Origin of the sequence: Peredibacter sp. HCB2-198, assembly GCF_045999315.1 — a bacterium.
Taxonomy (GTDB): domain Bacteria; phylum Bdellovibrionota; class Bacteriovoracia; order Bacteriovoracales; family Bacteriovoracaceae; genus Peredibacter.
In genome coordinates, this window is the sequence record NZ_CP174607.1 from 551,102 (window position 1) to 576,304 (window position 25,203).

The window sequence follows — 25,203 nt, forward strand, 5'->3', positions numbered from 1 at the left end:
AAAAGAGGACATTATGGCAGACAAAAACGCACGCTTTAAAGACAACATTCCTGGTAAATACTACGTGGATGATTCTTGTATTGCGTGCGACGCCTGCTGTGTAGAAGCTCCAAAGTTCTTCGCCATGAACGATAATGATGGCCACGCCTACGTTAAACTCCAGCCTACAACTCCGGAAGAAATGAAAGACGCTGAAAACGCGCTTGCAGCTTGTCCAGTTGAGGCCATCGGAAATAACGGTTAATTACCAGTCAAATCCTAAAGCAGCATTTAACGAGTTCACAGTTTGTTTCTGGGTATGGGTCCAGTCAGAAGTGAAGTACGTGTAATCGAATTTCACGTGGGCCTTGGCAAAGTAATAGAGCAGCCCGGTTGAATAGAGCATGCCGTCCTGATGAAGCTCAAAACGCGCATTATCGAGTCCTCCACCATCAGTCGTCACATTTCCATTTAGATCCATTCGAAAATAGTTCACGTTCACATAGTGAAGAAGTTTGTCCTGCCAGCGATAACCGGCGATCAGACCCACTTCGTTGTGTTTAATTTTAGTCGAAAGCTTTTCAATATTTCCGCTGAAAAAATCATCCAGTGAATCTGAATCATCATTATGAGTGGTCTTAGAACCGGTCGCGAGAAGAATTGAGGCCGAAAAGTTCCCCTTCTTTGCTTCCAAACGAGGATTTCCAATAAATTGAAACTTGGCCCCTAATAATGTTGGTGTGATCACCGTTGAAGGCATGGCAAAAATATCTAAGCGACGAAAAAGTCCGAGTTCCCCTAACCCACCCAGTGTGTAAGGAGTTGAATCGCGATCAACTGCATTGTCTATTTCATCATTATCAAAATCCAGACGATCATATTTCGTGGCCTGTAGGCGGGCCTCGAGTGCTCCACTACCAAGTTTACCGTGGGTCTCAGGAGAAATCATGCGAGTACCAACAGTGCGAATATAAGATGAACAAGAAGTAAGGGACATCAGGGACAATAAAAGTAAAAAGCGCATTAGATAGATTTCTCCATATCACAGTAAAAGCCGTAGCTCAGATTTTCCCAATAGTAATGGTTCTCATCCTTCGGTGTGATTCTGATGGCACCATCCGTGCAAACACTACCGTCACAAGCATAAAGATATGGGCCCTGGCCATTGCAGTAACCTTCGTAAGTCACTTTTAGAATCGTGATTTGACCTTGATTGGTGACTCTCACCTTTTGATCGCAAATGCTTTCGTTGTTTCCATTCACACAACGGTACATACCATTTGTTGGAAGTGATGAGGCAAAAGCTGAAAGTGAAAGAAGAGCTAAAAGTAGTGTTGGCATAAATTCCCCTGATAAATTTATCTTACCGGGGAAATAAAAAAGGGCAACCGTGAGGTTGCCCCTTCTGGAGTATAGAGAAAACTAGGAGTTATATCTAAGAGTTAGTTATTAGCTATTATCTCTTGATGTTAAGAACTTCTTGTAACATCTGGTCAGATGTTGTGATCGTTCTTGTGTTCGCTTGGAAGTTACGTTGAGCACCCATTAGAGCGATAAACTCTTGAGCGATATCAACGTTAGACTGTTCAATCGACTTAGCAAGAACTTCACCGCGGCCGTCAGAGCCTGGTTTACCAAGGGCCGCTTGACCTGATTTACGAGTTTCTTTGAAAAGGTTTTTACCTGTTTTGAAAAGACCTTCGTTGTTTTCGAATTTAGCAACTGCAACTTGACCAAGTTCACGTTGAACACCGTTGTCATATACCGCTGTAAGAACACCGTCATCATTGAACGACATAGAAGCAAGTGTCGCAGCTGATGAACCGTCTTGAGAGTGACGAGCAACAGATGATTTAGAACCGAACTGAGTAGCAGCATCAAGTCCAGTACCGCCTTCTTTAATCGAAGAACCAAAGTTAAGAGCGATTTGCTGGTTAGGAAGAGCGCCTTTATTGAAGTTGAAAGAGTTCATTCCCGGAGTTTCTTCTTCAAGAAGACCTTTCTGATTGAACTTCAATTTACCATTTGCCATTTCCTGCATCTGGCCCGGAACACCGTTAGCAGCATCAGCACCGTCAACCATAGCATGGTATTCCCATGTAGCGCCGTCAGCTTGCTTGTTGAAATAAAGAGTAACTAGACGAGCAGTACCAACTGAATCGTAAACAGTTACTGAAGTATTGAAGTTAGAAGTTTTATCAGGGTTCTTTGGATCGAACACTTTAATACCGTCGCGTGAATCAAGGTTCATCGACATTTTAATTTCTGAAGTTGGAGTAGCAGCGATGTTAGTGTTACCTAGCTTGATCGCGCCTTGTTTGTTTGTGATGTTACCTTTTTCGTCCGGTTGGAAACCTTGAACTCTGTAACCATCACCGTTGACCATGAAGCCTTCTTTATCGAAGTGGAAAGCACCGTCACGAGTGTAACCTTTACCGAATGGTGCATCTACGACGAAGAAGCCGTTACCATTGATGGCAAGGTCAGTAATGTTTTGAGTACGAGCAACTGTACCCTGAGTAAATTGAGAAGTGATGTGAGCTAGTTTTGTACCAGAACCCATTTGGTCACCGCCATCGATCCCTTTAAGAGAGTTGGCAAGCATGTCTTGGAATTCAGCACGAGAAGATTTGAAACCGTGTGTACCAGCGTTGGCGATGTTGTCACCGATTACGCCCATTGATTGGCCCGCAGCATTTAGACCAGTAACACCAATGTTAAAAGATGATAGAATACTCATACCTGTCCCTCCTAGACTCCTGGCGAGGGGTTTCGAGCACAACGGGCTCTCTACCAATGGCTTCCAGAAAAGGACCAGCCAACCTCAATCCAAATTAATATTATAACTACCTATGTTTCTCGACTCACTCCTAAGTCGATTTACATCATAAATATCGTCGAATCGATTTTAGTAAAAACGTTTTCGTTCATGTTGTTCTTGTCTACGGCCGTTACAACCGTGTTCTTGTCCACATCAACGACGTAAGCGGCCTTGTTTGTAATCACGAGTGAATCGTGACCGCCCTTCGTACGTAACTTACTGATCGCTTCTTTAAGCTTCATGTACTCATTTCCATCAAGCTCTATATTTCTCTCCTGCAATCTTTTCATTGCATGAGTTGAAACATTCACATCATGGCCAACTTGCTTTTCAGTGACCTGCGGTTGACGAAGGTCTTGCTGAGAAAGCTGGTCTACCAGACCTTTGAACTCGCTCTTCTCCCCTTGCTTTAAGGCGTTCGTTTTTTCTGCCTTCTGAACATCAGAAGGTAGCGACGAAACGTTAGGGATTAAGAATGAATTCACCTTACTCATACTAATCGTAAATTCCTGTGTTCTCTTCGTAAGCGTTCATCGCTTGCTGAGTCGGAACACTTTTCGCACCAAATGCGTTATTATTAAATTGTATCGAACCATCTTGCCCCGACAAGCCGGAATTTGTTGCCTGTTCAGCATTACTATTCGAAAAATGTGTTTGAGTTTCAGCAGTGTGAAAGCTCTTCACATCTCTTAAAAATACTTTCTGACCATTCACTGTAAGAACAGGTTCACCTTCATCAAATGTTACTGATTGAACAGTACCAGTTGCTTCAGTTCTTGTTCCTACTTCATTACCCATGTGGTCCCAAGCTTTCACTTGAGCACGGTAAGTTCCTTTCACGGCCGGTGAACCATCAAGAGCAACACCGTCCCATGTGACCTGATGTGAGCCAGAAGACATTCCGTCTTTCCAGATCTCGCCCATCACGTTGTTTTTCTCATCAAGGATTCGCACCATAACTTTGGCCGAATCACCATCGAGTTTGAAAAGAACATCTCCCGGATCGCCGGAATTTTTTAGATTAATTGATGAACCATTCGTTACAACTTTTTTACCAATGAACGAAGCGGCATAGAACTTATCTTGAATGCCTTGGTTCTTGTTCCCTTCATCAAACTTCTTGTTCAAGTTTGTTAACTGCTCTAGTTGCGAGAACTGAGCAAGTTCACCCGTGAACTTACTTTGATCCATTGGATTCATTGGATCTTGGTTCTGAAGCTGGAAAGTTAAAAGCTTCATGAACTCATCTTTACCCATTTGGTTATGTGGGCCTTCTTTGAACAATTCGTTCTTAGGCTTATAACCAGTGGCCTTATTGATGATGTCTTCACGAATCTGTTTCTCGGACTTTTGACCACCAAGGCTTTTTGGGCCCATAGTGACCTGCTGATACTGCATTTGTTGTGGAGTTACTGGACGTCCAATTTCAGGCATTAGGCAGCTTCCTGGTTAAGAAGTTTCCAGAGGTCCTGACGACGCTCAGACTCATGTCGACGCTGATTTTGTTCAGAGCCAAACTGTTTATCCGCTCCACTCTGGTTTCTGCCAGATTGAGAGCCGAAATCAAAATCGTTCTTCGCTGTCTGTGTTGGAGTTTCCACTTTCAGGTCAGCAACGTTAAGACCCGCAGTTGTTAAGTGCGAGAAAAGATCTTTTGAGTTTTGTTGGAAGAAGTTCTTACCATCCACTGAGTGAGTACCGATATTCACGGCGATTGACTCATGATTTGCGCCTACCTTAGAAACTGTGATATCGATCATCCCTAGTTCCTCATGGTTCACGCGCATATTAACAGTTGGTTCTTTAGCGGCCTTGGCCTGAACCACGTAATCAGTGATCTGATTAATGATCTGATCAGGATTAGATGTCTTCACCTGATTCATATCGAAAACTTTTGGAGCGGCCTGAGTCTCATTTAACACCGGCGCGCCCTTCTGCTCGTTCATCATATTTAAGATGAACTGTTGAGAATTAACTGAAGAAGAACCTGCCTCAGGAAGAGCCGCCTCTTTCACGATCTGAGTCTGTTTAAGACCAGATTCTAAGGCAACTTTCTGATGCTGAGCCGGAAGTGTCTTCATGCCGTAAGCATTTGGAACGGCCTTCTTCGTTGCAAGATTCTTCTGAGCAACGAAATCTTCCATATTCATTAGCTGAGGATCAACTTCGCTTTTTGCGAAATCAATCGCAGGAGCGCGACCAGTAGCAACTGGTTTTGCACCTTCGGCCACTTGTGGAGTCTTAAGCATCGCCTTCGCGATCTCTTCTTTAACTTCCACTGCTTCCTGAAGTTGTGCTTCAACCGGCACTTCAATCTTGCCCGCTTGAACAAGTTTAAGAACTTCAGCATCAAGCTTTTGAACTTCTGGAGATACTTCTGAATTTTTTGGATGGTTTAATTTCTCCACACCTTTGGTCATCGCTGGATCAAAGATTTTCGGAGAGGTCGACTCTACTGAGCCGGATTGGTTAATTAATGAAGAAGGCATTTCAAGCATCTGCTCGGCCGTTACTTCTACCGGCCTCACTTCAGCAGTATCTGCCATGCTCGCCTCTAACTCACTAACGAAGATCTGGGCCTCTAATGTGCCTTCAGCAACATTAGCGTCCTTCTGCGCTTTGTTCGATACATCAGCTCTCTGAGCTTTTGTTTCGATTGGTTTAGATTGTGGAGCCTGAATCATTTCATTCCCTAATAAGTGGTCCTATGAGAATTATTCCACACTTCTTCCATGTTTTTGAAGCCGGGCAATATATTCCAAAACCTTTAGGGGAAATATTAAAACGGCAAAAATTGCCCTTTTAAGGGCTACTTCAGCACCATTTTGATCTCGGTGTACTCACCATGAACTGAATCGAAGGTAAGGGTTCCACAGTTTTTTTCCACAAAAATACTGGCGAGGTAGATTCCTAGACCAGTACTTCTGCCTCTGGGCTTCGAACTCACAAAAGGACGGCCTAGACGATGACGAATGTCCTCTGGAATCCCTACTCCATTGTCTCGAATTATGAGAGTGGGATGATCTTCGTAGCTATGAGTGGTGACACTTAATTGCGGAACATATCCAGGAGGAGACTTTTGTTTCTTCTCCAAAAGAGCATAAAGAGAGTTATCGAAGAAAATTTCCAATGCTTTCTCAAAGGCCTCAAGAGAGGCCAGTTTCACGAAAATAGAATCATAATTTTTCACGAACTCAATAGACGTGATGAAGTCATATTCTTCAAAGCGGTGAAGAGAATTATTGAGACAATAATCCACCACCTCCGGAAGATCATAAGACATATTATGTGTATGAAGTTCTCCGGTACGTGCTTGCTTTAAGAGTGTATCCAGAGATTGATTCGCGATGAGAATTTGCTTCGATAAAAGCTCACTCGCCTTCTTAATTTTTTCGAAGGCGTTGCCAGTGTGTTTATCAATGCTCTTCGTTTCAGCGAAATACTTCTCAATCGTGTTCTGAATAATTTCCGAAGAGCCATGAATGAGATTGAAAGGATTTTTTAACTCATGGGCCACGCCCATCGTGACCATACCTAGATTGGCGAGTTTTTCTTGATTACGGAGTTCTCTCTCTGCCTCCACTAATTTGATCGTTCGCACTTGAATTTCTGATTCAAGCATTTCGTTCAATTGCTTAAGCTTCTCTTCCGCATCGACTCTAAAATACTCCAGAGCGATCCTGCTTCCAAAGAACTCAAGAATGGCCGCAATTCGGTCCTTCTCCTGATCACTAATGACCTTGGTATCCATGGCGACAATAAGGCCGGTAAGACCTTTATCTTTCTTGATTATGGGAGCACCAACGTAACCGTGGATTCCCATTTCCGCCAAAAGTGGATCATCCGGATAGGAAGCGGCCACATCTTCGGTATGAACACAGACACGATTTCCAGTGATCACATACTCGCAGGGTGAACCGGACAGATCATATTCAAAATTAGGAATAATGCCCTTAGTGCGACTCCAGGCCACATCGGTTTTGATGCGATAAAGATTCTCATCTGTGGAGCGTCCAACTAAAACATACTCCACCCCAAGGGCCTCACCTATCTTTCCGGTAACAGTCGTTAGATAGTCATATCCCAAGACCGTTTGATCGGTTTTAGAAATGTCCCTTAATAAATTGAGAATTTCGGAGTCATTATTCGAATTCATAAACGCATTGTCTCAAAAGACAAGTGCCTATGACAAGGAAACGCGCTAAGTCTATGCGGATTTAAAGACTAGACTACTTCTTCATCTGAAGATATTGCTTCTGAAGTTTGGCCGATACTTCTTTATCCATGAAGTTGAAAATCTTAGAGGCCTTCTTCGTATCAATGTTCTGCAAAATTTGAACTGCCACATCTGGGTCTTGAATCGAAAGAACATCTGAAGCTTTTTCCGGCTTCATGTTAGAAATGAGGTCAACCAACTGCCCTACTCTGGCCTTTGCTTCTTCATCATTGCGTTTCACGCAACCAAGGAAGGCCTTTTGACGGGCCTCAAACTCGCTGTATTTTTTACCAAGATCATTTTCAGAGACCTTCAAAGAATCTTCACGCTTCTGAAGCTCTAGTTCACGAAGTCTGACTTTCTCTTCTTTATCCAGGATTTCTTTGGTGAGATCAGACACGGACTTGTTCTTGATCACGTCCACTTTCTTTTTAACTTCCTCATTCACCTTTTTAACAAAGTCTTCCTCGGTGTAGGTTTTCTTCACCTGTGCCAAGGCAGAAGCTGCTCCAAATAGAAGTGGGAGAATTAAGAAAGCTTTCATACGAGGTCCTATTTATCTTTATGATTTAACCAATTTTGTGTTTGTTCTTCGACCTTTTGGTCGATTTCTTTGTTCAAGGCCTTACGATACTGCTCGTAGTCCTTCTCTTTCAGGTTCTCCATCACTTTGAGGTCCCCTCTGAGTTGTGCGAGTTCCTGTTTTTTATCCGCGATTTTCTGTTCCTGACGTCTTCTATCTCTTTCCAGAAGCTCCAGGTTTTTATTTTTTGCGGCTATCAACATTGGGAAGGCCTGCAACTGACTTCCACTCATGCCGTTTTTCAAACCGCCTTCTTGAATCTTATAATAGTTGTCAATTTGATCACGATCATGGGCCAGCTGGTCCTCAATGCGATTGAGTTCCGTAATAAGTTGCCCCAACTCCATCCGGCAGTTTTCTTCTTTTAGTTTTCGGACTTTTAAGACCGGATCAAGCCGGAATTGGTAACGTTTCATAATTATCTAAAGTTTGGATCCGTCGCCTTCTCTGCTTTACGAGCGATTTCCAGCATACGGTCGAAGAGTTCATCAATGGTAAATGATTCTTCAATCTGCTGACGAAGAAGTGCAATCAGATCATCGTAAATGACAATGGCCTTATCTACTTTAGGATTTGATCCACGAGCGTAAGCACCCACTGTAATAAGGTCCTCGGACTCTTTATAAGCAGCAAGTAGATCACGTAAGTGACTTGCTACAATCTTGTGTTCTTTAGTCGCAACTTTGGTCATGACCCGGGAAATGGATGCAAGAACATCAATCGCCGGAAAATGGTTTCGGGCCGCAAGCTGTCGTGAAAGAACAATGTGACCATCTGAAATACCCCGTACCGCATCTGCGATCGGTTCATCCATGTCACCACCTTCCACAAGTACGGTATAGATACCGGTGATGGAGCCCGCACCTTTTTTAGTACCAGCACGTTCCATGAGTTTCGGAAGTTTCGCAAACACTGAAGGTGTATAACCTTTCTGACCTGGAGGTTCACCAGTCGAAAGAGCGATCTCACGGTTTGCCATCGCAAAACGCGTGATTGAGTCCATCATCAGAAGAATATCTTGGCCCTGGTCACGGAAGTATTCAGCAATCGTTGTAGCAGTATAAGCGGCCTTCATACGAATGAGTGCTGAAGTATCAGATGTCGCCACAACAACCACGGCGCGCTTAAGTCCTTCTTCACCAAGGTCGGATTGAATGAACTCTAATACCTCACGACCACGTTCACCGATCAGAGCAATCACACTGATGTCGGCATTGGTGTTCTTGGCAATCATTCCCATTAGAACTGACTTACCCACACCAGACCCGGCCATAATCGCCAGACGCTGGCCCTTACCGGCCGTGATAAAACAGTTAATCGAGTTGATCCCGGTATCAAGGGCCTCACGAATAGGTGGACGATCAAGTGGATTCAGAGGAGTTCCGAAAATTGAACGCTTCTCATAAGGGCCTTCAATCGGACCCTTGTTATCCAGAGGATTTCCTTGAAAATCAATCACTCGCCCAAGCATATTAGGAGAGATGCGGATTTCAGTTACGATTTCTTTTAAATGAATTTTTGTTTCTGAGTTAATGCCTGAGATTTCATTGTATGGCATCACCATACAGTTTGAGCCGTTAATGGCCACCACTTCACCAAGCGAGCTCTCGCCGTTCTCAGCGATAAATTCTACGTTAGATCCCAGAACAGCACGAGGAACTGATGCTTCATACACCATCCCGCGGCTGGAGATAATTTTGCCAATCTTCTCATAGGGAATACGGTTTTCAATGTGGCGAAGGATTTTATCGAGGCCCAATCCATCACTCATGCTTCAGGACCTGTTCAAAGATCTTGTCGATGTTCTGGAAAACACCTTCAAGAGAACCATCAATAAGACCGTTTTCCGATTCTAGAATGATTCCAGGGTGATTAATTTCAGGAACGATTTCAATACGAACGTTGCTCAGTTGTCCAAGACGAGCTTCCACTGTCTGGATCACTTCCGGCATTTGAGAAAAGTTAGCACGGCCAACTTTTACGATAAGATTTTTTCGGGCATTGAGTTCAAGCACAAGTTTCTCAAGTAGGTTCTCAAGATAAACTTTCTCATTGATCTCTTTAAGAACGATCCACTTCGTGAAGCGCTTGATGAACTCATAAACTTCAGAACGGTTCTTTTCAAGGATCTTGTCTGATTGCGATTGCACCTGAGCAACCACCTGGCCAAACTCCTCTACTCGTTGTCCGAGAACTTCATGAAACTCATTTAAGGCCTCTTCTTTACCTTCTGCGCGGCCTTTTTCAAGACCTTCTTGATAGGCCTCCTGATAGGCGGCCTCAAGACGACGTTTCACTTCTTCTTGAATTTTTTGTTCAAGATCGGTTTGTTCCTGGCGAGAAAGACCACGATAGTCTTTTACCAATTCATCAATTTTAAAATTATTGTTTTTGGCGAATTTACGTTCCGAACGAATTTCTTCTTCAGACACTTTGGTTGCCGTTACAGACTCGCCAGAGAGGGTCTTAAACTCGAAAGACTGGAATTGAGTCTGCGACACCACATGAGTGGACTTAAGGTCAGTAAACGAAAAGGGCTTAATTTCAGCGTCACGATACTTTTGCATTTATCCGATCCTCTATTAGACGAACGCGTCGCCTTCACCACCACGAGAAATAATCGCCTTACCTTTGGCCTCAAGGTCTTTAAGCTGCTGAACGATTTCCTGCTGGGCCTTCTCCACATCGGAAATCTTCGTAGGCCCCATAGCGTCCAGATCTTCTCTGAGAAGCGTGGCCGCACGGTTCGACATGTTCTTGAAGAGCTTGGTTTTAACATCGTCAGGGGCCGTTTTAAGCGCAATAACGAGCTTCTGGTTGTCCACAATCTTGAGAAGTTCCTGAATACCACGATCGTCCACGTAGATAACGTCTTCGAATACGAACATGAGTTTGCGGATTTCTTCTGCAAGTTCCGGATCTTTCTCTTCCACTCTCGCCATGATGTTCTTCTCAGAGTTTTTATCCATGAGGTTAAGCATATCGGCGATCGGTTCGATACCACCAAGTTGTTGTGTATCAATCGAACCAAGAGTTGAAAGTTCGGTTTTAAGAACATCATCAAGCTGGGCGATAAGTTCCGGTGAAACGAAGTCGAGGTTCGCCACACGTAGAACAACTTCCGCCTGTAGACCTTCTGGAAGCTTACGAAGCACGTCCACCTTCTTCTCAACCGGCAAGTGAGCACAGATAAGAGCGATGGTTTGTGGGTGTTCGTTAATAAGGAAGTTCGCAAGAGTTCTTGTGTCCACAAGCTCCAGCGATTCAAGTGTATTTGAGTTGCCAACATCAACGATCTGACCGAGAAGTTGTTTCGCACGATCTTCACCTAGAGTACCAAGGATAAAGTCGCGGCCTTTGTTTTCAGAGAATAGAAGTTCGGCGTCCTCGTTGATCGCAGAATAGAACTCTTCCAGAACTCTCTTCACCATCCAGATAGGAGATTTAGAAAGTGACGACATGGTGTTAATCATACGCTTAACATCATTGTCTTTCATATGTTTGAAAATTAATTTAGTCGTAGTGGGGCCCAAAGCAGAAAGCAAAATCGCTGCTTTTTCCTGACCTGATAGAAGCGCATACTGCACATCAGGTTCTAATGATTTATTCTCTTCGGCCACAAACGTACTCCTTAAGCGATTTCTTTATTCGTGTCAGCAGCGTGGATCATCTCATGCACCACTTGGGCCGCTTTTCCTGGGTTCTGCTCAACCAGAGAGATGATCTTCTCACGGAGCATGTTCCCTTCAATCTTTTCCGGGTTGAGCTTGTCTTCAATCGAAGGCAACACATCCTCTAAACCTGGCAGGCGTTGATTGGCCTGGATCTTCTCTAGTTCTTCAATTGTCTTAGGCAGGAAGTCCTCAATTGACTCAACAGAGTTCTCTGTAAGCCACTGGATGAAAGGACGAACTACCATGAAGAAGAATAATGAAATGATAGCACCGATCATGAGGTACTTGGTGATGTTTTTCATTAACTCGCGGTTTTCACGAGCTCTCATGATGGCTTCCATTTCTGACAGATCTTCTTTGGCAAATTCCATGTTCTTGATAACAAGCTTGTCACCACGAGTCTGGTTAATACCAAGGGCAGAACCTACGATCGCCTGGAAGTTTTGTAGCTCTTCCTCAGACCATGCCTGATATTTCGTCACCGGAATGCCATCTTCATTCACCATCGGAGTTCCGTCTTTCGCAAGAACCGGAACCTTCTTACCATCAACCATCACCGCCACTGACATATTTGAGATTTCAGCAGTCGGCTTCTTTGACTTCGTTACCACCGTAGGAACGGCCATATTACGAGTCACAAGAGACTTATCTACATCATTACGGGTCTCAGGAATGCCCGGCTGAGGAGCTTCACCTGGAAGATTAGAACGAGCACCAGGAATACCTTGTGGAGAAGGACGAACCCCTACCATCTTTTGCTCGTTACGAACTTCAGAAACCACCGCCGCGTTTTCTGAGTCATAAGTTGTTTGAGTTTCAACTTTCTCAGTGAAATCCATCTTGATCGCCACTTTCGCGATCACTTTACCTTCACCGATTACACGTGAAAGGATCTCTTCCACTTTCTTTTCATACTGTGAGTTTAACTTGGTCTCAAGAGCGATGCGGTTAGCGGTCTCCGTCGACATGTTGTCACCATCGTTCTCAGAAAGCTTCTTACCGCGAGAATCAATCACCACAACGTTATGTGAACGCATGCCATCTACTGATGAACTTACGAGAGACTGGATCCCCTTGATCTCGTCACCAGTCATCGTTACACCACGTTCAACATCTAAAACGACTGAAGCACTAGGTGGCTTTCTTTCAGACACGAATGGAGAATGCTCCGGGATAGACAAGTGAATACGAGCGCGTGTTACACCTTTGATGTGCATGATGGTCTTAACCAACTCACCTTCAAGGGCGCGCTGTTTATTGATTTTTTGAACAAATGAAGTTGTACCGAAAGCTTGTTTATCGAAAACTTCGTAACCAACAGTTCCTGTGAAGTTAACACCTTTCTTCGCGATCTCTAAACGCCAGATTTCAACCTGGTCCTCTGGAACTTTAATGGTCTTACCATCATCAGCAACCTGATAGTTGATCTTCCCTTCTTCTAACATTCTCGCGATGACCGCTGAATCGTCTTTCGTCAGATCAGTATAAAGGACCTTATAGTCCGTCTTACTAGACCAAACAACAATTCCAGTCATTGAAGCAAGGAGGAGCCCTGCTACAGCGATTAGACCGAGTCTTCTTGTCATATCTAATGACTTAAAGAAGTCGACAAAGTTCTGCACTGTTTGTGAGAAGAAATTGTTCAAAGAATCCTCCTGATTCTATGTCAACCGATCAACATCCTATTGATCAGATCTGCATCTTCATAATTTCGCGGTAAGCATCTAGCACTTTAGATCTCACCTGGTTCATCGTTCTGAAAGCGATGTCCGCTTTCTCAACTGCGAGTAGCGTTTCATGCAAGTTTTGGCTCTCGCCGCTTGCCAGCTTTTCCATCGCCACGTTCGCGTCTTGTTGTAATGCATTTACCTTGCCAATTGAGTCCTGGAGAAACTCACCGAAAGTTTTACCACCTTCAACGTTTCCGCCTTCAAGTCCCGGGGCCTTAATATCAAAGCCAGTCGACATGTCATGATCGACTTTGCGGCTCCAGCCTCTGGCATCAGCATTACCAAGAGTTTGTTGAAATGATCCAATGTCTTTAATCGCCATAGATTATTCCCTTAGTTCCCACGACCGATTTCAAGGGTCTTCATCGCCATCTGCTTCGTTGTATTGATCGCAGTAACGTTTGATTCATAAGCTCTTTGAGCTTCGATCATATTTGCCATCTCAACCATAGGGTTGATGTCCGGCATGGCCACATAACCTTCAGCATTCGCATCCGGATGCGAAGGATCGTGCTTATAAACAACTTTGTCTGAGTGAACGACCTCAGTGGCGTGAACCGTCTGAGCGTTCTCTGCTAACTCGCCTTCCAGAATTTCTGAAAAGGCCTCACGTGCCGGCTCTGAACCGAACACAACTTCTTTACGACGATAAGGACCGCCTTCGGCAGTCCTGGTGGTTTGAGCGTTGGCGATGTTAGAAGAATGGGCCTCCATCCTCTTACGTTGAGCGGCCAGACCGCTGGAACTAATTCTTAAACTCGAAAGTAGATCCATTTAAATCACCTTACTTGTCAGAGTTGATGGCGTATTTCATGATACCCATCTTCTTATTAATCAGCTGAACGAGGGCATCGTACATTAGTTTGTTCTCTGCCATCTTTGCCATTTCGGCCTCGACGTCCACGGTGTTCCCGTTCTCCGAGACGACACCGTTCGGATCGTCATAAATCTCAGGCTCTAAATTATTGAAGCCACCATTGCCTACAGTATGATGTCGTCCATCAGTGACATTCATCTGCATCTGACCGTCCACATCCAAAGCACGTGCCAACGCTTCTTCGAAATCCATCTTCTTGGCCTTAAAGCCCGGAGTGTTGGCGTTCGCGACGTTGGATGAAATGAGTTCTTGTCTCATCTCACGGAAATTCAACGCCGTGGTAAGTGCTTTTAATGTTTTGTCATTCACATCCATTGTGATGGCCCCAACAATTTAAACTTAGGTCTTATCTTAGGTTAACGAAGTAGCTAGCACCCTCAGATCTGTACTCATTGATTTTGTTTCTTAGAGTACGGATTGAAACGCCAAGGATCTTAGCGGCCTGTGTTCTGTTCTCAGATGTGAAAACAAGGGCCTTTTTGATCAGAAGCTTTTCAGCGTCTTTAAGAGACATTAGTTTCATTCCATCTTCATCAGTTTCAGAAGTTGTGAACTCAACTTTGCGCTCACCGTTTTCGATCGCCTGGATGTCCAGAGTTGTGCCATCCATGTTAGAAAGCGTCTTACGGATGAATGTTTTTAGTTCAGAAAGGTTTTGGTTCCAAGAGTAGTCAGATAGCTTGCGAGCAGCTTCTGTACAAAGAGAGATATCGCCAATTTCATTCTCGGCAGCATATTCTTCGATAAAGTGACGAGCGATCAATTCCACGTCTGTTCCTCTTTCACGTAGCGCGATCATATCGATCGAAACACCGCTGAAGTAAGTATATAAAGCGCGTGAGAACTTTCCTGCACCAACTAGCTTAGAAAGATTTTTCGAAGTGGTAGCAAGAATACGAACGTCTAACTCATAGTCTGGTAGTTCTTGTAGAATAGTATATAGGCGTTTTTGGAAATTTTCATCCAGTGCATCAATGTTGGCAAAAATTACCGTACCACCGTTGGCAACTTCTAGTACACCACGGTTGAAGCGACCAGTTTCATCATCACGGAAACCTAGTACGATCTTCTCTACTGTCTGCGAATCAAAGCTACAGTCAACAATTTCAAAACGAGCATTTTTTCTCGCAGAATTTGCATGAATGTAAGCACCCAATGCTTTTTTACCTGAACCGATTTCACCAGAAATCAGGACTGGAGTCTTGGTAACAGCAACGTTACGAGCTGTCTCAAGCGCATTGTTGAATTTTGGATGATTGCCTACGAGTACTAAACCTTGAGATAACATTAGACCTCCTGTCCGTTGTTAGTTGGTTTTACCTATAATTTTTTTTCTGTCAGTTCTAGTGTCGCCAATTCACTTCTACACATTTCTTTAATATGAGAAGGAACATTTTTATCATTCGTTAAGAGACTCAATACCTCACGCCCTTCTGGCACTTTGGCATTCTTTATCAATGATAGCCCATAAAGATACCCAACACGCGAGTTGTAAGGAGATTTTACAAATTTTTCTCGGAACGTTTTCGTCATCATCTCGAGCTCCTTCCATTCTGGATTCGACTCTCCCGCATACGACTCGATGAGGAGGTAGTTAATCCGCTCGGAGATATTCAAGATCGGTGCCGACTTCGATTGTCCGATATCATCGCTTAAAGCTTTCACCACAGTTTTAAAGCGATCCTGGTCTCTTAACTGATACAGGGACTCAACGTAACCCATTAAAAGGTCAGCAGTTTGTCGAGGAGTTAGCTGGTTTTGAGGGTTCTGTTTCACCAGGACCTTCTCGAACTCCACTACTGCTTCAGAGTATTTCTTTTGATGAAAATGGATCATCCCTTGATAAAAAGGATAGTTAAGCGAGTCCCTAAGTGACACTGGATAGGAGGTCAACTTGAGCCCGGCCTCTTGCCAATTTGCATCCGCCACTAGGCGGATGAGATTTAGTTCTTCGATCATCTGTGAAAGATTTATCGACTTCGTGCGATCGATCCAAATCGGAAAAGTACGGGCCTCTTCACTCTGAACATTCTTAAAACTAGCAAGTGCGCGATCATAACTCTTATACAATCCAAGTTTAATGAAGGCGTCACACACCACGAAGTTCATATAAAGGTTCTTCGCAACTTTGGTCTCATACTTATCTTTGTAAACTTCCCAGATCTTCACGACCTTAGAGTAGTCTTCTTTTAGATAAGCTTCCTGAATCAGACCATACACGATCTCAGCGCCGTCGCCCTCAAACACTCTTCTCTCTGCCGGCTTAAGTGCGTCCAGAGGCACTGATGTGAGGTATGAAAGGGCCTTATCGTATTCTTTATTCGCAATAAACAAACGAAGACGTACCAACCACAGAAGTTTTTTTAGATTTGGATTAAGCGCTTTGCTTTCATCCGGAGACTGCTCTAGAAAAACTTCCGTCTCTTTGTCAGATTCAGTTGGTTTAAGCTTCCTACCGAGTCTCATGGCCACATAACGAAGCTTGGCCTCGTATCTGATTTCCGCTGAGGTAGAACGATCAATCGCATTTTTATACAGCACTAAATTCTCAGCAGCTGGTCGATCTAAAAGTTCGTATTCAAGGGCCAGTCTTAGACGGGCATAGGGAGCTTGTAATAAATATGAATAAGAAGCGAGGAACTCATCGTAGGTCTTGATCGAAGACTCATACTGGGCCTCACGATAATAACTTTCGGCCACGTTAAAGAGAATCGCCGGATGGATCGGTTTCACCAACGATTTCTCAACTGTTTTAAAACGTTTAATGAGCTCTTTGGTCTCCCCTTTTGAAAGAAGGGCGAACGACGTATAAGCAAGACCCATTTGAGGAGGCAGGATGCTTGCGAGTTTTTTATCGCTTAAGAAATCTTCGATTTTATCGACTTGCTTTAATTCGCCAAGAGCATGAAGAATGGTCAGTGCTGATTGAATCACCATGGTTTGATCAAATTCACCACGGGCCTCAACGAAAAGTTGTTTCGCAAGCTCCAGGGTCTTCACGTGGTCTTTCTGATCAACATTATACTGAATGAGATAGCGAAGAATCGCCGATTTCATTTCGTAGTTGTCAGTCAGGTCTTTAATGTTAGACAAAAGAACCATTGCCGACTGAGTAATTCCGCGGTTAGGCTTCGCAAGGTTGCCTCTTAAAAGAGCGTTGGCCTTTAAGTACTCATTAAATACATGATTTGAATCTCTGCCGTACTTTTTCTCATAAAGAGTAATGGACTTATTCATAAGTCCCCACTTCTCTTCACGATAGAAGTTAATGGTCAGCTGCATATGAGCTTCTTTAGCATCATCTAGATTCGTACGATCCTGAACCGGAAAAAGAGCATCAGGAATTTTAGAAGCAAGAATAATGTCTTTCTCTAGCTGCGGAATCATTGGGTTATAGTCCCAAATGAAACTCGCTCCATATCTGAAGTCACGATATTCAGGATTAGCGCTCTTCTCCTCTACCGCGGCCTTCGTTACCTCGACCACAGGAAGGATGTTGCTCTTTCTATTCAACAGAACATTCTTAGGAGGAGCTGAAGCGGCCTTCTTAGCAACAACGACAGGGGCCTTCTCTTCTACAGGAACTGGCAGAGGCTTTTTAAAACCCGCGTTCTTTTCAGAAACCAGATCAGCATTGATCCAGAAATCCAGAATGTATTTTTTGTCAGCGTCTCTGTAAAAAGAGAACAATTCAACAGATGGATCTTTAAGTTTTATGGCGACTGTTGCAGGTTTGGCAGGGAAATTGTCTTTTGAATAATTAATCGACTCGATGTACTGACCATTGGTCTTTAACTTGGCGATATCTCCCGCCAGTGTTTCAAACATCTGGAGATTCACGGTTTCAATGTAGAGGGTTTGATCACGCTTCACGATATAAAACTGGTCACGTGGCACCATAAGGTTCCAACGCAGATGCGTTTTAAATGTTTCTTGATCAATGATGTCGGCTAAAACTGAAGATGCGGCCAGTGCGCTGGCTACAAATAGAGTCGTTAAACGGGCCGATAACTTGTTCATCGTGAAGACTTCCTGTCTTTACTAGGTCAGACCAACATCCATGTGGCCTTTTTTACCTACTGTGTTCATTGTAGCGTGGTTTTGATTTTGGAAAAGACAAATTTTTCCTACCGGCAAAAATAGCCGCCGAGTCTTTGACACAATCTTCATTTGCAGAGAGATAACAATAACTTAAAATATTTACTATTATTACCCGCTGAAAATGGTTTGGTTATGCGGCAGTGGATTGTTCTTTTATTCCTTACAAGTTGCTCTCTTTTTATAGGAAGCAATGATGGACCCAAAACAGCAAAGGGTTCTTTCTATTCCGTTCATTTTGGTGCTCCCTCGTGGGTCTACAAAAAAGATGAACGCTCTGATTTTGTTTTTGAAAATGCGAAAGACGGTCGCATCCTTCTCTCGAATAGTTTTTGCGAAGAATTTCAGGAGCAGCCTCTGGAAAAACTCGCCGGTAAAACTTTCAATACAGTTAAAGAGTTTCAGTCCACTGTGAGTGAATACACGACATTTCAAAATCGTGAGGCCTATCGCTTAGAAGGTAGCGGATTAGTAGATGGAGTAAAAGTGTATTTGCGTCTTCTTAATACGCGCAGAAATAACTGTTACTTTGATTTTGTCTCAATTGACCCTTTCCACACTTATAAAAGCACAGATTCCACTTTTAAAGACTTTCTCAACTCAGTGGTATTCAGATGATTGGACAAGGTTTCAAACATCATTTGCAGATATTGGGTGAAGTGACGGTGCTCACTAAGAACACTTTTCAGGCCACCTTCTCTTCCCCTTTCTATTGGGGCAGGCTGTTTGAGCAAATCGTTCAATTAGGAATCGGGTCCCTCTCTATTACTATCGTGATTGGAATTGTGACCGGTCTGGTGATGACGCTTCAATTTGGATATGGTCTTGAGAAATTTGGTGGAACTCTTTATGTTCCAGCGATTGTTTCTCTTTCAATTTTTCGTGAACTCGCTCCCATTTTTACTTCTCTGCTCGTGGCCGGACGTATTGGTTCAGGTATCAGCGCTGAAATTGGTGCCATGAATGTAACTCAACAGATAGATGCCATTCGAGCCCTCGGAACGAATCCCATTAGGGTCCTGGTGGTTCCTCGCGTTCTCGCGACTATGATCTCTCTTCCCCTTCTTGCGGTTCTAAGCGGGTTCATGGGAATCATCGGCGGTTTTGTGATTGCTTTTCTTGAATTCAATATGCCCGTGGGCTTCTATGTGAATAAGGTGCTAAGCACTGTTAACTTTATGGACGTCTTCGGTGGAATGATCAAGTGCGTGTTTTTCGCCTTAGTGATTTCCATCACTGCTTGCTATCGTGGCTTCCAGACCAAAGAAGGAACACGTGGCGTGGGGACAGCGGCGACGTGGGTCGTGGTGAGGGCATCCATTATTATTCTTATCTCAGACTTCTTTTTAAGTAAGGTCCTGTTGCTTTTATTTGGATAAAACATGAGTTCGATTTTGGAAGTGAGAAACTTAAAAAAGAGCTTCGATGGAAAAATCGTTCATCGTGGAGTTTCTTTTAGCATGAAGTCCGGGGAGACCATTGGACTCTTAGGCAATTCCGGGACCGGAAAATCTGTTTTATTACGCTCTATCATAGGACTTGATCCAATTGATGATGGAGAAATATTTTTTCACGGAAAACGAATTGATCTTCTAACTGAAAGACAGTTATGTCCAATTCGGACCAAAATTTCTTATTCGTTTCAATCTGGCGCTTTGTTCGACTCGATTTCGGTATATGAAAACATCGCCTATCCGCTTTTTGAACACACCAAACTCTCCGAGAGTGAAATTGAAAAAAGAGTTCGGGACATTCTGGAAATCGTGAATATGGAAGACGCCATTAATCTCATGCCTTCCGACCTTTCAGGGGGAATGCAAAAGCGCGTGGGCCTTGCTCGGGCCATGGTGCTTAATCCTGAAATGATTCTTTACGATGAGCCAACGGCGGGACTAGATCCGGTAAACGTTGAAATGGTGATGGAAGTTATCAATCGCTTTAAAGCACAAAAAGTTTCTGGAATTCTCGTGACTCACGATATTCCCGTGGCAAAAAAAATGTGCGATAGAATTCTAATTTTAAAAGATGGTTTCATTGGTTTTGAAGGAACCCTAGAAGAATTTGAGAACAGCAAGGATCCGTTCGTCCAAAGCTTCTTAATCAATGAATAGAGGGACTTATGAGAGTGAGAAAAAAAGATCAATCAAATCTAGTTAAAGTCGGGATCTTCCTGGCAAGCCTCATCGTGGTTTTGATGATCATGATCATGAGTATCGGAAAAGAGAACTCTGTCTTTGAGAAGAAAGTGGACATCCGTGCTCTCGTTGGCAACGTTTCTGCACTTAAGCAAGGCTCTTATGTTGAACTAAAAGGTATCCGCATCGGAACTGTTAGCAGCATCAACATCGTTTCTGAAGATGAAGTAGAAATCATCATGACCATTCTTGAGCGTGAACTTCAATGGATCAAGAAAGACTCGAAGATCTCAATCTCTACCGCCGGCCTCGTGGGTGATAAGTATGTAGAGATTTACAATGGAACAAAAGAAGCAGCGAAGTTTGACCCCAACTCTGACGTCCTCGAATCTGAAGAGGCCACTGACATTAAAAGGATCCTTACGAAAGGCGAAACCATTGCTGACACCACCGCCAAGATCATGACCAAATTAGATCATATCCTGGTAAAGCTTGGTGATGGAAAAACGGTTGTTGATACGGTCCAGACCCTCAACAAGGCCTCGCATAACCTTGAAGCAGTGACGAGTGAATTAAAAGACGCAAAACTTGGGCAAATGGTGACAAATGTAAATTCAAGCATGGCCAACTTTAATAAGTCTTCGGCCTCACTGAGCCGTATTCTAGATCGCGTGGAAAAGGGCCCTGGAACTGTTAACTCTCTTATCTATGATGAGAGTGTGCATGACGATCTAAGGGCGCTTTTAGGTGGAGCTCAGAGAAATAAAGTCATTAAATACTTTATCCGTGAATCAATTAAAAGTTCTGAGAAGAAGCAGGTCCCTTACAATTAGAGAGAAATGTACTTCACACCCAAAACTAAAAGGCTGAGCATAATAAAGCTCACCCATAAAACGGAATTCATATTCTTGTTCTCCAGGTGCTTTAAGGCTATCGAAGCATAAATACTTTCGTCAAAGGTGCTTTTTGACCCTTTAAAGAAGTAAGTCTTACAAGTAAGACTTACTGAAAATTCGCATTCTTGAATTGCGAAACTCAAGACTGACCAAATTCTCCAAAGTCTCTTTGTTCAAAGGTGATTCGTTTTAAAAGAGGCCTAACATTTTGTCGATAAGAACGCATGTGGGTTTTTGTCCATTCATTATTAAAAGCTTCGCTTTTAGTGCTGCTGTTTGGCTGCAAGTCCCATCTCTATATTGATCTCCTCGGCAATGTCATTCCAACCAATTTCGCTCCTCAATGTACCACCCACCCCATCATAAAAAAAATGAAAGTCAGCAGATACGCCGCCTCCGCAAATACATTAATCAATGGACAAGTACTGGTCATTGGAGGCCTTAATGAAGTGATGTTAGCTTCCGCCAGTACTGAACTCTATAATCCAAGTTCCAATACCTGGACACCCATGGCCTCCCTAACCACTGCCAGGAGCGTTCATGCCTCTACCACTTTAAAAGATGGACGAGTCTTAGCAGTGGGTGGAACGGATTCAAGTAATCCATTCTCCAGTGCAGAGATATATAATCCAACCACCAATTCCTGGACCCCAGTTTCTCCCATGTCGACTCCAAGACTTGGTTTTACAGCGACGACCTTAAACAATGGGAAAGTGTTGGTAACAGGAGGCACCGTCGATCAAAATACGGCCTTCACCAGCGCTGAGATCTATGATCCCATCACCGATACCTGGAGTGCCACTTCTGATATGAGTGTGGCGCGGATGTTTCACTCAAGTAGTCTTTTACAAGATGGGCGAGTCTTAGTTGTGGGTGGATCTCCCGATGGCTCAACTTTCCATGACACTGCGGAAATCTATGATCCAGTGACGAATACTTGGACCCCTGTTGCTTCTTTTAATAAGGCAAGAAATCTACATATACAAGCAACTCTATGGAACGGACAAGTATTGATAGCAGCAGGAAATGATGTCGTTAGCTTTTTATCTAGCGCTGAAATTTATGACCCTACTACAGACTCCTGGAACACCAGTGGGATACCTTCTATGAATCAGAATAAAATGGCCCCCGCCACCGCCACCTTAAATGATAGTCGAGTGCTGGTGATCGGCGGATATACGGATTCAGGAATTTCTTCCGATGTAGAGGTTTACGATCCGGCCTGCAATACCTGGAGCACTTCCTTTATTCCAATGGCCCTCATGACGGAAAAAAGGTTCCATCACCAATCGGCGGTTTTGGACGATGGTCGAGTATTAGTGGCAGGAGGAACCGATGGGCCAAATACAATTGCCAGCGCTGAAGTTTTTAACTTATCTACCAATAGCTGGAGTTCAGTTGCTTCCATGTCAACTCCTCGTCAATTGGCAAATATGGTTCGTTTAAACGATGGTCGAGTGCTGGTGACTGGAGGGAACACCGGTTCCGGTCCATCAGATACTGCGGAAATCTATGATCCTGATAATAACATTTGGACCTCTATCCCACCTATGTCAGTACCCAGTACTTATCACACTGCTACTCTTCTTCAGAACGGAAAAGTCTTAATTACCGGTGGAGCGAATGTTTCAAACTATTACGCCCGTGCCGACATTTATGATCCTGTGACAAACACCTGGAGTGCCGCCCCTTCCATGAACACTTCTCGGATAGGTCACACTGCTACACTCTTAAAAGATGGCCGGGTGTTGGTGGTAGGAGGATCTCCCGACAACCTCTATCTAATCGCGAGTGCTGAGATCTATGATCCAAGCACTAATACCTGGTCTCCAGCAGATGATCTAAACATTGCTCGAGGACTTCAAACAGCAAACTTACTTAACGATGGACGAGTGATCGTGACGGGAGGAATGTCTGATGTAGGAGAGAGCACCTCCTCAACAGAGATCTATGATCCGACCACAAACACCTGGACAACAGTGGCCTCGCTGAATCATTCACGAACCGACCACACGGCCAGCATCTTAGCAGATGGACGAATTCTAGTTACTGGTGGTGTAAAGAGGACTTTCAACCCAACAACGACTGTCTTGCTGAAAAGTACAGAAATCTATGACCCTAACACCAACATCTGGAGTGAAGTGGCCAATATGAATTTTGCCCGCATCTTCCACACGATGCATCTGCTCACCAATGGTAATGTCATCCTCATTGGAGGAACGGGAACCATGATCCACGACAGCTCAGAAATTTACAATCCTGCAAGTGATGAGTGGAGATAGAAAGGAGCTCTTTTAGAGCTCCAGATTTTTTTTCTTCATTTTCTCAATCAGAGTTGTTCTATTGAGAGCAAGTAGCTTCGACGCCTGATTTTTATTTCCGCGAGTGCGGTTCATCGCCTGCATGATAAGTGAGTCTTCAATATCAGAAAGAATCTGCTTCAGATCCACACCGACTTCCGGAAGTTCAAACAGCGTCTTGTACTGATGAGTAGCAAGTGGATTCGAACGGAAGATTTTCGCCGGAAGATCTTCCGGAAGAATTTCGTTACCACCACGAAGAATAACCAGACGTTCGATGACGTTCTCAAGCTCACGTACGTTACCTGGCCAGTCGTAACCCATCAATAGATCCATCGTAAGTGGAGCAAAGCTGATTTCGTTCGAACGGTCGGCAGAAACAAAACGATCCAGGAAGTGCGAGATAAGAAGAGGAATATCTTCTCTACGCTCTTTAAGCGCAGGCATCTTAATTGGAATTACATTCAAGCGATAGAAAAGGTCTTCACGGAATTTGCCTTCAGCAACTGCCTTCTCTAGATCACGGTGAGTGGCCGCAATTACGCGCACATCAATGTCGATGTTTTCAGAAGAACCTACTGGCTCAATCTGACGCTCTTGAAGAACGCGAAGAAGTTTCACCTGAAGAAGTTGTGGCATATCACCAATTTCATCCAGGAAGATAGTTCCGTTCTGAGCAAGTTCGAAGCGACCTTTGCGGTTTGAAATAGCGCCTGTGAAAGCACCCTTCACGTGACCAAAAAGTTCACTCTCTAAAAGTTCAGAAGGAATAGCTCCGCAGTTTACAGAAACGCGGTTTCTAAGATTACGACTTGATAGCTTATGGATCGCAGAAGCAACCAGCTCCTTACCTGTTCCAGACGGCCCCATGATAAGGATCGTTGAATCAGTTTTGGCCACTTTTTGAATGCGATCGAACACGTCACGCATGGCCTTCGAACGGCCAATCATGCCCTCGAAAGTATCTTCCACCGTAGGACGATCAATTTTAAGCTTAGAAGTCGCTTTGCTTCGGTCCCCAGCTGCGAATACACCCTCGCCTTCCGACACGATCTCGCGCGGAAGAACAGTTGATAGCTTCGTCTGAAGGGCCTGGATAACCAGCTTCTTTAAGTTTTCGATTTCGAATGGCTTCGTAAGATAGTGGAACACACCTTTCTTAGTCGCAGCGATGGCAGTTTCAATACTCGCAAAACCAGTCATCACGATTGAAACAAACTCAAAGCCTTTGTCCTTCAGGATATCAATTAAGAGCAGGCCATCAGAACCCTGCTCAAGGCTGATATCTGTCACAAGACAGAATGGGCTTTCTTTCGGATGGTGTTTAGCAAAGTTCATCAAGCAGTCTTCAGAGCTTGAATACAATTGCACATTAAGTTTGAGAGTTTGCTCGAGGTATTTTTTAAGTGAGAGTCCCAGAAGCTTATCGTCTTCAACGATGATGATGGGCGGGAAATTCATGACACTTGATCCATCAAAACTTTGATGCAGGAAATTCATATCGTCCATAGATCCTCCGGAAGACACAAATTTACAATTGTCCGAGTGCGGGTGTCAATTTCTAGACCCCATCAATAATTAATGATTACAAAGCGTTATTTAGTAGGTGTCAAATGTAAGACTATTATTGAAAGTGATTGCGGTGCATTGTTTTGATGAACTTCACGGACTTCTGTGGACCACCGGCCCAAACGTAAAAAGAACATGCGAACAAACCAATAAAAGCGAAGATTAAACAAAGAATGGCCGAGCTCTTTTTCTTTTTTAGCCAGAACAAATAAGCGAACTCTCCACCTAAAACAATAAGTGGAACTGCCCAGAACGGCGTATGGCGAGCGAGGAAATAGATTTCTTGCATGATTTAAGTGTAATTCACTTTCGCCAGCGAAAGTAA

General features: G+C 43.8%; 26 protein-coding genes. 6 read left to right on the top strand and 20 right to left on the bottom strand.

The features are described 5' to 3' along the window. Positions 1–13: 13 nt before the first annotated feature. Entirely contained in the window at positions 14–244 is a 231-nt protein-coding gene (locus ACJVC5_RS02885) for a ferredoxin (protein ID WP_408097882.1), read from the top strand. On the opposite strand, the gene ACJVC5_RS02890 is transcribed toward ACJVC5_RS02885, so the two are convergent. The 18 genes from ACJVC5_RS02890 to ACJVC5_RS02975 all read right to left on the bottom strand — a co-directional run bounded on the left by ACJVC5_RS02890 (position 245) and on the right by ACJVC5_RS02975 (position 17,900). Further along, positions 245–1,003, bottom strand: coding sequence for a hypothetical protein (locus tag ACJVC5_RS02890; RefSeq protein ID WP_408097883.1), 759 nt, complete (start codon positions 1,001–1,003; stop codon positions 245–247). It abuts the gene before it with no gap. After that, positions 1,003–1,320, bottom strand: a complete 318-nt coding sequence (locus ACJVC5_RS02895; protein ID WP_408097884.1) for a hypothetical protein — start codon at positions 1,318–1,320, stop codon at positions 1,003–1,005. Before ACJVC5_RS02895 ends, ACJVC5_RS02890 begins: the two co-directional genes overlap by 1 nt. Before the next feature lie 115 nt (positions 1,321–1,435). Then, positions 1,436–2,719, bottom strand: coding sequence for a flagellar hook protein FlgE (locus ACJVC5_RS02900; protein ID WP_408097885.1), 1,284 nt, complete (start codon positions 2,717–2,719; stop codon positions 1,436–1,438). Positions 2,720–2,859: 140 nt separating this feature from the next. Further along, the gene (locus tag ACJVC5_RS02905) at positions 2,860–3,294 is read right to left on the bottom strand and encodes a TIGR02530 family flagellar biosynthesis protein (protein WP_321394617.1); all 435 of its coding nucleotides are present in this window, start codon (positions 3,292–3,294) and stop codon (positions 2,860–2,862) included. Position 3,295: 1 nt separating this feature from the next. Then, the gene (locus ACJVC5_RS02910) at positions 3,296–4,234 is read right to left on the bottom strand and encodes a flagellar hook assembly protein FlgD (RefSeq protein WP_408097886.1); all 939 of its coding nucleotides are present in this window, start codon (positions 4,232–4,234) and stop codon (positions 3,296–3,298) included. Further along, positions 4,234–5,484, bottom strand: a complete 1,251-nt coding sequence (locus ACJVC5_RS02915; protein ID WP_408097887.1) for a flagellar hook-length control protein FliK — start codon at positions 5,482–5,484, stop codon at positions 4,234–4,236. Before ACJVC5_RS02915 ends, ACJVC5_RS02910 begins: the two co-directional genes overlap by 1 nt. A 125-nt stretch (positions 5,485–5,609) precedes the next feature. After that, positions 5,610–6,956 (bottom strand): GAF domain-containing sensor histidine kinase, encoded by a 1,347-nt coding sequence (locus tag ACJVC5_RS02920; RefSeq protein ID WP_408097888.1) that lies wholly within the window; start codon positions 6,954–6,956, stop codon positions 5,610–5,612. 73 nt (positions 6,957–7,029) lie between these two features. Continuing rightward, positions 7,030–7,560: a MotE family protein gene (locus ACJVC5_RS02925; RefSeq protein WP_408097889.1), complete on the bottom strand. Its 531-nt coding sequence runs from the start codon at positions 7,558–7,560 to the stop codon at positions 7,030–7,032. Between the two features lie 8 nt (positions 7,561–7,568). Further along, positions 7,569–8,015 (bottom strand): flagellar export protein FliJ, encoded by a 447-nt coding sequence (gene fliJ / locus ACJVC5_RS02930; protein ID WP_408097890.1) that lies wholly within the window; start codon positions 8,013–8,015, stop codon positions 7,569–7,571. Between the two features lie 2 nt (positions 8,016–8,017). Continuing rightward, positions 8,018–9,370, bottom strand: a complete 1,353-nt coding sequence (locus ACJVC5_RS02935) for a FliI/YscN family ATPase (protein ID WP_408097891.1) — start codon at positions 9,368–9,370, stop codon at positions 8,018–8,020. After that, positions 9,363–10,166, bottom strand: coding sequence for a hypothetical protein (locus ACJVC5_RS02940; RefSeq protein ID WP_408097892.1), 804 nt, complete (start codon positions 10,164–10,166; stop codon positions 9,363–9,365). The genes ACJVC5_RS02935 and ACJVC5_RS02940 overlap by 8 nt, the downstream gene beginning before the upstream one ends. A 15-nt stretch (positions 10,167–10,181) precedes the next feature. Beyond that, positions 10,182–11,219 carry a flagellar motor switch protein FliG gene (gene fliG, locus ACJVC5_RS02945; RefSeq protein WP_408097893.1) on the bottom strand — a complete coding sequence of 346 codons (1,038 nt, stop codon included), beginning with the start codon at positions 11,217–11,219 and terminating at the stop codon, positions 10,182–10,184. Positions 11,220–11,230: 11 nt separating this feature from the next. Next, entirely contained in the window at positions 11,231–12,919 is a 1,689-nt protein-coding gene (gene fliF / locus ACJVC5_RS02950; RefSeq protein ID WP_408097894.1) for a flagellar basal-body MS-ring/collar protein FliF, read from the bottom strand. Between the two features lie 43 nt (positions 12,920–12,962). After that, positions 12,963–13,325, bottom strand: coding sequence for a flagellar hook-basal body complex protein FliE (gene fliE, locus ACJVC5_RS02955; RefSeq protein ID WP_408097895.1), 363 nt, complete (start codon positions 13,323–13,325; stop codon positions 12,963–12,965). Positions 13,326–13,336: 11 nt separating this feature from the next. Beyond that, on the bottom strand, positions 13,337–13,777 hold the full coding sequence (flgC, locus tag ACJVC5_RS02960) for a flagellar basal body rod protein FlgC (protein ID WP_408097896.1): 441 nt from the start codon (positions 13,775–13,777) through the stop codon (positions 13,337–13,339). 10 nt (positions 13,778–13,787) lie between these two features. Continuing rightward, a complete protein-coding gene (gene flgB, locus ACJVC5_RS02965) occupies positions 13,788–14,195 on the bottom strand; it encodes a flagellar basal body rod protein FlgB (RefSeq protein WP_408097897.1) in 408 nt (135 codons plus the stop codon). Between the two features lie 31 nt (positions 14,196–14,226). Next, a complete protein-coding gene (locus ACJVC5_RS02970; protein WP_408097898.1) occupies positions 14,227–15,168 on the bottom strand; it encodes a sigma-54-dependent transcriptional regulator in 942 nt (313 codons plus the stop codon). A gap of 32 nt (positions 15,169–15,200) precedes the next feature. After that, on the bottom strand, positions 15,201–17,900 hold the full coding sequence (locus tag ACJVC5_RS02975) for a tetratricopeptide repeat protein (protein ID WP_408097899.1): 2,700 nt from the start codon (positions 17,898–17,900) through the stop codon (positions 15,201–15,203). Positions 17,901–18,113: 213 nt separating this feature from the next. Between ACJVC5_RS02975 and ACJVC5_RS02980 the strand changes: the two genes are divergently transcribed. The 5 genes from ACJVC5_RS02980 to ACJVC5_RS03000 all read left to right on the top strand — a co-directional run bounded on the left by ACJVC5_RS02980 (position 18,114) and on the right by ACJVC5_RS03000 (position 23,291). After that, the gene (locus tag ACJVC5_RS02980) at positions 18,114–18,596 is read left to right on the top strand and encodes a hypothetical protein (RefSeq protein ID WP_408097900.1); all 483 of its coding nucleotides are present in this window, start codon (positions 18,114–18,116) and stop codon (positions 18,594–18,596) included. Beyond that, the gene (locus ACJVC5_RS02985) at positions 18,593–19,357 is read left to right on the top strand and encodes an MlaE family ABC transporter permease (protein ID WP_408097901.1); all 765 of its coding nucleotides are present in this window, start codon (positions 18,593–18,595) and stop codon (positions 19,355–19,357) included. The genes ACJVC5_RS02980 and ACJVC5_RS02985 overlap by 4 nt, the downstream gene beginning before the upstream one ends. A 3-nt stretch (positions 19,358–19,360) precedes the next feature. Continuing rightward, complete coding sequence (locus ACJVC5_RS02990) at positions 19,361–20,089, top strand: ABC transporter ATP-binding protein (RefSeq protein ID WP_408097902.1); 729 nt, start codon at positions 19,361–19,363, stop codon at positions 20,087–20,089. Between the two features lie 8 nt (positions 20,090–20,097). Then, positions 20,098–20,946 carry an MlaD family protein gene (locus ACJVC5_RS02995; protein WP_408097903.1) on the top strand — a complete coding sequence of 283 codons (849 nt, stop codon included), beginning with the start codon at positions 20,098–20,100 and terminating at the stop codon, positions 20,944–20,946. A 287-nt stretch (positions 20,947–21,233) separates the two neighbouring features. After that, positions 21,234–23,291: a Kelch repeat-containing protein gene (locus ACJVC5_RS03000; RefSeq protein ID WP_425325721.1), complete on the top strand. Its 2,058-nt coding sequence runs from the start codon at positions 21,234–21,236 to the stop codon at positions 23,289–23,291. 12 nt (positions 23,292–23,303) lie between these two features. On the opposite strand, the gene ACJVC5_RS03005 is transcribed toward ACJVC5_RS03000, so the two are convergent. Together ACJVC5_RS03005 and ACJVC5_RS03010 are read right to left on the bottom strand one after the other, a co-directional pair. Beyond that, positions 23,304–24,818, bottom strand: a complete 1,515-nt coding sequence (locus ACJVC5_RS03005) for a sigma-54-dependent transcriptional regulator (protein ID WP_408097905.1) — start codon at positions 24,816–24,818, stop codon at positions 23,304–23,306. A gap of 115 nt (positions 24,819–24,933) precedes the next feature. Further along, the gene (locus ACJVC5_RS03010) at positions 24,934–25,167 is read right to left on the bottom strand and encodes a hypothetical protein (RefSeq protein WP_408097906.1); all 234 of its coding nucleotides are present in this window, start codon (positions 25,165–25,167) and stop codon (positions 24,934–24,936) included. Between the last annotated feature and the right edge of the window lie 36 nt (positions 25,168–25,203).

Excerpts from the sequence above, each read along its gene's own strand:
- ACJVC5_RS02885 (WP_408097882.1), top strand. The coding sequence starts at position 14 with ATGGCAGACAAAAACGCACGCTTTAAAGACAACATTCCTGGTAAATAC.
- ACJVC5_RS02890 (WP_408097883.1), bottom strand. The coding sequence starts at position 1,003 with ATGCGCTTTTTACTTTTATTGTCCCTGATGTCCCTTACTTCTTGTTCA.
- ACJVC5_RS02895 (WP_408097884.1), bottom strand. The coding sequence starts at position 1,320 with ATGCCAACACTACTTTTAGCTCTTCTTTCACTTTCAGCTTTTGCCTCA.
- ACJVC5_RS02900 (WP_408097885.1), bottom strand. The coding sequence starts at position 2,719 with ATGAGTATTCTATCATCTTTTAACATTGGTGTTACTGGTCTAAATGCT.
- ACJVC5_RS02905 (WP_321394617.1), bottom strand. The coding sequence starts at position 3,294 with ATGAGTAAGGTGAATTCATTCTTAATCCCTAACGTTTCGTCGCTACCT.
- ACJVC5_RS02910 (WP_408097886.1), bottom strand. The coding sequence starts at position 4,234 with ATGCCTGAAATTGGACGTCCAGTAACTCCACAACAAATGCAGTATCAG.
- ACJVC5_RS02915 (WP_408097887.1), bottom strand. The coding sequence starts at position 5,484 with ATGATTCAGGCTCCACAATCTAAACCAATCGAAACAAAAGCTCAGAGA.
- ACJVC5_RS02920 (WP_408097888.1), bottom strand. The coding sequence starts at position 6,956 with ATGAATTCGAATAATGACTCCGAAATTCTCAATTTATTAAGGGACATT.
- ACJVC5_RS02925 (WP_408097889.1), bottom strand. The coding sequence starts at position 7,560 with ATGAAAGCTTTCTTAATTCTCCCACTTCTATTTGGAGCAGCTTCTGCC.
- fliJ (WP_408097890.1), bottom strand. The coding sequence starts at position 8,015 with ATGAAACGTTACCAATTCCGGCTTGATCCGGTCTTAAAAGTCCGAAAA.
- ACJVC5_RS02935 (WP_408097891.1), bottom strand. The coding sequence starts at position 9,370 with ATGAGTGATGGATTGGGCCTCGATAAAATCCTTCGCCACATTGAAAAC.
- ACJVC5_RS02940 (WP_408097892.1), bottom strand. The coding sequence starts at position 10,166 with ATGCAAAAGTATCGTGACGCTGAAATTAAGCCCTTTTCGTTTACTGAC.
- fliE (WP_408097895.1), bottom strand. The coding sequence starts at position 13,325 with ATGGCGATTAAAGACATTGGATCATTTCAACAAACTCTTGGTAATGCT.
- flgC (WP_408097896.1), bottom strand. The coding sequence starts at position 13,777 with ATGGATCTACTTTCGAGTTTAAGAATTAGTTCCAGCGGTCTGGCCGCT.
- flgB (WP_408097897.1), bottom strand. The coding sequence starts at position 14,195 with ATGGATGTGAATGACAAAACATTAAAAGCACTTACCACGGCGTTGAAT.
- ACJVC5_RS02970 (WP_408097898.1), bottom strand. The coding sequence starts at position 15,168 with ATGTTATCTCAAGGTTTAGTACTCGTAGGCAATCATCCAAAATTCAAC.
- ACJVC5_RS02975 (WP_408097899.1), bottom strand. The coding sequence starts at position 17,900 with ATGAACAAGTTATCGGCCCGTTTAACGACTCTATTTGTAGCCAGCGCA.
- ACJVC5_RS02980 (WP_408097900.1), top strand. The coding sequence starts at position 18,114 with ATGCGGCAGTGGATTGTTCTTTTATTCCTTACAAGTTGCTCTCTTTTT.
- ACJVC5_RS02985 (WP_408097901.1), top strand. The coding sequence starts at position 18,593 with ATGATTGGACAAGGTTTCAAACATCATTTGCAGATATTGGGTGAAGTG.
- ACJVC5_RS02990 (WP_408097902.1), top strand. The coding sequence starts at position 19,361 with ATGAGTTCGATTTTGGAAGTGAGAAACTTAAAAAAGAGCTTCGATGGA.
- ACJVC5_RS02995 (WP_408097903.1), top strand. The coding sequence starts at position 20,098 with ATGAGAGTGAGAAAAAAAGATCAATCAAATCTAGTTAAAGTCGGGATC.
- ACJVC5_RS03000 (WP_425325721.1), top strand. The coding sequence starts at position 21,234 with ATGTGGGTTTTTGTCCATTCATTATTAAAAGCTTCGCTTTTAGTGCTG.
- ACJVC5_RS03005 (WP_408097905.1), bottom strand. The coding sequence starts at position 24,818 with ATGGACGATATGAATTTCCTGCATCAAAGTTTTGATGGATCAAGTGTC.
- ACJVC5_RS03010 (WP_408097906.1), bottom strand. The coding sequence starts at position 25,167 with ATGCAAGAAATCTATTTCCTCGCTCGCCATACGCCGTTCTGGGCAGTT.